Below are 1,859 nucleotides of genomic sequence, written 5' to 3'. Positions count from 1 at the left end.
ACGCCGGACTGTTTGACGCCGAGGGCGGCGGTGGGCTCGTCCAGGATGAGGACGCGGGCGCCGAAGTAGACGGCGCGGGCGATGGCCACGCACTGGCGCTGGCCGCCGGAGAGGGTGCCGATGGGCTGGTCCAGGTCGTCCAGGACGATGCCCATGTTGCGCAGTTCACGGTCGGCGGTCTCCTTCATCTTCGCGATGTCGAGACGGCGCACGGGCCAGGGGCCCTTGGTCATCTCGGAGCCGAGGAAGAAGTTCCGCCACACCGGCATCAGGGGGACGGTGGCGAGGTCCTGGTAGACGGTGGCGATGCCCTTGTCGAGGGCCTCGCGCGGGGTGGAGAAGCGCACCGGGGTGCCGTCGACGAGGAAGTCGCCCTCGGTGTGCTGGTGCAGCCCCGAGATGATCTTGATCAGGGTGGACTTGCCGGCGCCGTTGTCGCCCAGCACGCAGGTCACCTGGTTGGGGAAGACCTTGAGGTGGACGCCGTGCAGGGCACGGATGTTGCCGTAGGACTTGCCGGTGGAGCGCAGTTCGACGATCGGGGCGCCGTCGAGGGGGGCCTCGTCCGTAAGGACGGCACCGTGGGTTTTGGAGTTGTTGTCTGTCATCGGGTCACCTCCTGGTCGCGGTGCGCTGCACCCACAGGTTGATCATGACGGCGCCCAGGAGCATGACGCCGAGGAAGGCCTTGAACCAGTCGGGGTTCCAGCCCGCGTAGACGATGCCCTGCTGGACCATGCCGAACATGAAGGCGCCGAAGACCGGACCGATCGCCGAGCCGGCGCCGCCGGTCAGGAGGCAGCCGCCGATGACCGCGGCGGAGATGTAGATCAGCTCCTGGCCCACGCCCTCGCCGGACTGCACGGTGTTGAAGGAGAACAGCTGGTGCATGCCGACGAACCAGGCGCCGAAGCCGACCAGCATGAACAGCGAGATCTTGGTGAAGTTCACCGGGACGCCGACCGCGCGGGCGCTGTCCTTGTTGCCGCCGACCGCGAAGATCCAGTTGCCGTACTTCGTGCGCAGCAGCACCCAGGTCGCGATGGCCGCGAAGAACAGCCACCAGAAGATGGTGATCTTCACCTCGACGCCGCCGATGTCGAAGGACGACGCGAAGAGCGCCCTGGCCTGGCCGAAGCCGTCCATGTTGCTGATGTCGTCGGTGGCGACGTTGCCGGTGACCAGCTTGGTCACCGCGAGGTTCACGCCCTGCAGGATCAGGAAGCTGCCCAGGGTGATCAGGAAGCTGGGCAGACCGGTCTTGACCACCAGCCAGCCGTTGAGGAAACCGATCCCCAGCGACACGACCAGCGCGGCGATCACACCCACCCACACGTTCATGCTCAGCTGGTAGGCCAGCATGCTCGCGGTCAGCGCCGAGGTGATCACGGCGACACCCGCCGACAGGTCGAACTCCCCGCCGATCATCAGCAGGGCCACCGGCAGCGCCATGATGCCGATGGTCGACGACTGGTACAGGATGTTCGCCATCGCGCTGGCCTCGCGCACCGGCGGGGCCGAGACCAGGAAGAACACGTACACCGCGACCGCGCCCAGGAAGACACCCACGTCGGGGCGGGCCAGCAGCCTCAGCACCAGCGGGCGCTGGGCGGTCCGGCCGTCCTTCTCCTTCGGACCGGGGGCCGGCGGTGTGGCCACCGCCGGCTCGGCGTGCTGACTCATCTCGATCACCGAGTGCCCTTCGCGGCGAACTCGGCGACCTTGGCGACGTTGGACTTGTCGACGAAGGCCGGACCGGTCAGCACCGGCTGCTCACCACCACCGCTGTAGTTGCCGTTGTTCTTGTAGAGCCACAGCGAGTCGATCGCCAGGTAGCCCTGGAGGTAGGGCTGCTGGTC

Annotated in this window: 2 protein-coding genes and 1 pseudogene; all 3 read right to left on the bottom strand. The window is 67.3% G+C overall.

Features of this window, described 5'->3' with window-relative positions; all coding sequences use genetic code 11:
* The coding region (locus tag KVT45_RS54870; RefSeq protein ID WP_217562595.1) for an ATP-binding cassette domain-containing protein at positions 1–608 on the bottom strand (608 nt) is incomplete at its 3' end.
* 4 nt (positions 609–612) lie between these two features.
* The gene (locus tag KVT45_RS54865; protein WP_217562597.1) at positions 613–1,689 is read right to left on the bottom strand and encodes an ABC transporter permease; all 1,077 of its coding nucleotides are present in this window, start codon (positions 1,687–1,689) and stop codon (positions 613–615) included.
* Positions 1,689–1,859, bottom strand: a pseudogene (locus KVT45_RS54860) (sugar ABC transporter substrate-binding protein); the annotation flags it as partial. The pseudogene KVT45_RS54860 and the gene KVT45_RS54865, both read right to left, overlap by 1 nt.

Origin of the sequence: Streptomyces sp. GbtcB6 (assembly GCF_019091475.1) — a bacterium.
Taxonomy (GTDB): Bacteria; Actinomycetota; Actinomycetes; order Streptomycetales; family Streptomycetaceae; genus Streptomyces; species Streptomyces hyaluromycini.
The sequence above is the reverse complement of the archived record's forward strand: the minus strand, read 5'-3'. Positions and strand labels throughout refer to the sequence as shown.